The following is a 2,314-nucleotide window of genomic DNA, read 5'->3' on the forward strand; positions in this document are numbered from 1 at the left end:
TGTCAATGGGAATAAGTTTTGCGATTTGTTTGCCGTTCCTCGATATTATTACTTCCTCCTGCCGATTGACTATTTCTAAATATTTCCCAACTTTATTTTTAAATTCCGTCGCATTGACTATCATATCTATCCCTCCTTTAGCTAATATTATTATATCCGAAATTAGCTAAATTATCAATGAAACTGTGGATAATTTGTCTGTTTGGAGAACAAATAGATGTGCGCAAACTTTTATGATGAACTGAAGGGATATATGAAATAATAACTGAAGCCGGCAGATCGCAATTTGACTTTTCTCATTTTCTTGGTTATAGTAAAATCAAAGAAATATGTATAATAATTATGTTTAGAACATATACTGTGAGGAGGTATAAAAATGGTTAGTGTAACAGTTAGGAGCAATTCTATGGAGCGCAAGATTATAAGAATTTCTGACAAACGACAGATTACTATACCACAGAAGTATTTTGAAGCATTAGGATTTAGCAGTGAAGCTGAATGCATTTTGCAAAATAACGCTATTGTCATTCGTCCTATCCGCGAGAACTCAGGAGGCGAATTTTCAGAGCAGATTCTTGCTGATTTAATTGCTCAGGGCTTATCCGGGGAAGAACTTCTTGCAAAGTTTAAGGAGATGAGTAAAAAAATCGCTCCTGCAATGAATAAACTGATTAGCGAGGCGGACAGTATTGCAAAAGGCGAAAAGAGCGGCGCCACTATGTCTGATGTTTTTGGGGCGGAGGACAAATAGATGTACGAAATCCGTTTTACAAGAGCCGCTGAAAATTATCTAAAGAAGGTCAAAGAAAAAGGTCTGAAGAAAGCATTTCAAAGGGCTCTTATAGAAATAAGCAGCGATCCGTACATTGGCGAATTGAAAACAGGTGATTTAGCCGGCGTTTATTTTTATGATGTTTACTACAGCAAAACCAATTACGAGCTTGCTTATAGAATTTATGAGGAAGAAGGTCAAATGGTAGTTGTGATTCTCGCTGGAACACGAGAAAACTTTTATGATGAACTGAAGAGATATATGAAATAATAATTGAAGCCGGCAGGGGTAAAAAAAGACCGGCACACCGGTCAGCCTTACTGAACATACTCTGATGCATATATGTCCGGTTCTTCAACTTCCGGGCATGAATTATATAATTCTTCGGGATCTAATCAACCAACATTTCCTTTATCACGGCTTTTACACTTATAATATCTTCAGCCTCTAGTTGTCCGGCTTCCTTTATAAGCCTGGACTTATCTATGGCTCTGATCTGGTCCAGCACGATCCATCCGGTTCTCCCGTCAAGCTTTGTTTTTACACGAAATGGATAGTTCTTAGATGTGGAGGTTAAAGGGGCAATGATAACAATATCAATATTATGATTCATCTCATTGGGCGATATGACGACGCAAGGCCGGACTTTTTTCATTTCAGAACCCTTTGTAGGGTCAAGATCAGTCCAATAGATTGTATACTGATTTATTACCATTCCCAATCCTCCGCGTCAAGACCAACATCCTCGCTGATAAAAAGTTTGTCGTCGCCATTATTTTTCATGCATTCAAACTTCTTACCCCAACCCTTCCTTGGTTCATCCACCGGTGTAATGATGATCTGGCCATCCTTAACTTCCAGCTCTATTTTTTCGGCAATATTGCATTCCTTTAATATATATGCCGGTATTCGTATGCCTTTGGAGTTCCCGATCTTGATGATCTCAGTCTTCACATATCTCACCCCTTGTAATTACTAAGTAATTACATTATAGCATGCGTTTCTTTCTTCTGCAATATACGAGGTATGAACAACATAATATTCTTTTTCAGGATGGGATTTGTGTAATTGTACATACCGACGCAACGCTCTGTTATTATCTTCACCAAACAACTCAACAAGCTGAATATTTCCTATTATTCTCTTATTACCTTGTGTATAAGCTTCAATGGCTTCAAGAAAAAGCATGGGGACGTTTCGTTTGCTTCCGCAGCCGGCAGAGCGCAGAAGTGCCCGTCTGTCTGCTATACCGGCCTTCTTCTGAGGGTTCTTATAGATACTTCATGTTCTCCAAGGATCTCATGTATCGACTTATTATCTTCTATTAATGCATTCAGCTTGGATTCAATCTGTAAATGCCTGTTGGCGTTTTTTGCTTCTATGTCGTCTAATTTGTTTCCGATGGCGTCAATTTTGCCTTCCAGACCGTCTATTTTGCCTTCCAGATTCTCCTGGCCTGCTTTTAATGAAGCTATATCCCTTTCCATACCATCGATTTTTCCCTCAAGACCGCCTATTTTGTCCTCAAGACCGCCTATTTTG

General features: G+C 38.9%; 7 protein-coding genes. 2 read left to right on the forward strand and 5 right to left on the reverse strand.

Going from position 1 to position 2,314, the window contains the following annotated elements; genetic code table 11:
- Nucleotides 1-124: type II toxin-antitoxin system prevent-host-death family antitoxin (locus HPY74_20830; GenBank protein NSW93052.1), on the reverse strand; the 124-nt coding region annotated here is incomplete at its 3' end.
- Between the two features lie 282 nt (nucleotides 125-406).
- On the opposite strand from HPY74_20830, the gene HPY74_20835 reads away from it, so the two are divergent.
- Complete coding sequence (locus tag HPY74_20835) at nucleotides 407-751, forward strand: AbrB/MazE/SpoVT family DNA-binding domain-containing protein (GenBank protein NSW93053.1); 345 nt, start codon at nucleotides 407-409, stop codon at nucleotides 749-751.
- Complete coding sequence (locus tag HPY74_20840; GenBank protein NSW93054.1) at nucleotides 752-1,042, forward strand: type II toxin-antitoxin system RelE/ParE family toxin; 291 nt, start codon at nucleotides 752-754, stop codon at nucleotides 1,040-1,042. It begins immediately after the preceding gene.
- A gap of 121 nt (nucleotides 1,043-1,163) precedes the next feature.
- Here the strand turns inward: HPY74_20840 and HPY74_20845 are convergent, their stop codons facing one another.
- From HPY74_20845 to HPY74_20860, 4 genes are all read right to left on the reverse strand, one after another.
- On the reverse strand, nucleotides 1,164-1,487 hold the full coding sequence (locus tag HPY74_20845; protein NSW93055.1) for a type II toxin-antitoxin system PemK/MazF family toxin: 324 nt from the start codon (nucleotides 1,485-1,487) through the stop codon (nucleotides 1,164-1,166).
- Nucleotides 1,481-1,726: an AbrB/MazE/SpoVT family DNA-binding domain-containing protein gene (locus HPY74_20850; GenBank protein NSW93056.1), complete on the reverse strand. Its 246-nt coding sequence runs from the start codon at nucleotides 1,724-1,726 to the stop codon at nucleotides 1,481-1,483. The genes HPY74_20845 and HPY74_20850 overlap by 7 nt, the downstream gene beginning before the upstream one ends.
- A gap of 21 nt (nucleotides 1,727-1,747) precedes the next feature.
- A complete protein-coding gene (locus HPY74_20855) occupies nucleotides 1,748-1,960 on the reverse strand; it encodes a hypothetical protein (protein NSW93057.1) in 213 nt (70 codons plus the stop codon).
- A 56-nt stretch (nucleotides 1,961-2,016) separates the two neighbouring features.
- The coding region (locus HPY74_20860) for a hypothetical protein (protein NSW93058.1) at nucleotides 2,017-2,314 on the reverse strand (298 nt) is incomplete at its 5' end.

The organism is Bacillota bacterium, from assembly GCA_013314855.1.
In the GTDB taxonomy this organism is placed as follows: domain Bacteria; phylum Bacillota; class Clostridia; order Acetivibrionales; family DUMC01; genus Ch48.